Origin of the sequence: Neoroseomonas lacus (assembly GCF_014644535.1) — a bacterium.
In the GTDB taxonomy this organism is placed as follows: Bacteria; Pseudomonadota; Alphaproteobacteria; order Acetobacterales; family Acetobacteraceae; genus Neoroseomonas; species Neoroseomonas lacus.
This window is the reverse complement of the sequence record NZ_BMKW01000067.1, coordinates 1-669: the sequence shown is the minus strand read 5'-3', so window position 1 is coordinate 669 and position 669 is coordinate 1. Positions and strand designations below refer to the sequence as shown.

Here is a 669-nt window from a genome sequence, read left to right as displayed (position 1 = left end):
CTGGCCTGCTGCCGGTTTGGTGGACACGGAGATAAGGTTTTCCAACCCTATCGAACGTCCCCATGCAGCGACGGGTATTCAGTCGGGAGTTTAAAGCTGAGGCGGTGAAACTGGTCCGTGATCGCGGTGTCGCAGTGGCGCAGGCGTCACGGGACCTGGAGGTGGCGGAGTGCGTGTTGCGCCGCTGGATGCGCGATTTGGCATCCGACCAGGCACATGCCTTCCCCGGCCACGGGCAGATGAAACTGAGCAGCAGGAGATCGACCGTCTTCGTCGGGAGATCGCCAAGCTCAAGGCGGAGCGTGACATCCTAAAAACGGCCGCGGCGTGCTTCGCCAGCGATGCGATATGAAGTTCGCCTTCATCGCGGCGCATCGTTCGATCTGGCCGGTGGTCTGGCTCTGCTCAACACTGGAGGTCTCGCGCTCGGGCTTTCACGCCTGGCTGACCCGGCCGCGCAGCCAGCATTCCAAAACCGATGAGGCGATCGCGCCTCAGATCAGGGCGAGCTTCCTGGCCAGCGGCCGCACCTATGGCGCCAGGCGGGTGTGGCGCGACGTGCTGGCCGAGGGCTTCTCCCGTGGGCTGCACAAGATTGAACGGCTGATGCGCCAGCAGGCACTTCGGGCACGACCGCGCCGCCGCGGCCTGCCCAAGGACATCGGTGAG

General features: G+C 64.7%; 1 pseudogene. It reads left to right on the top strand.

The window, feature by feature from the left end:
- Nucleotides 1-62: 62 nt before the first annotated feature.
- Nucleotides 63-669 (top strand): annotated as a pseudogene (locus IEY36_RS30440) (IS3 family transposase); the annotation flags it as partial.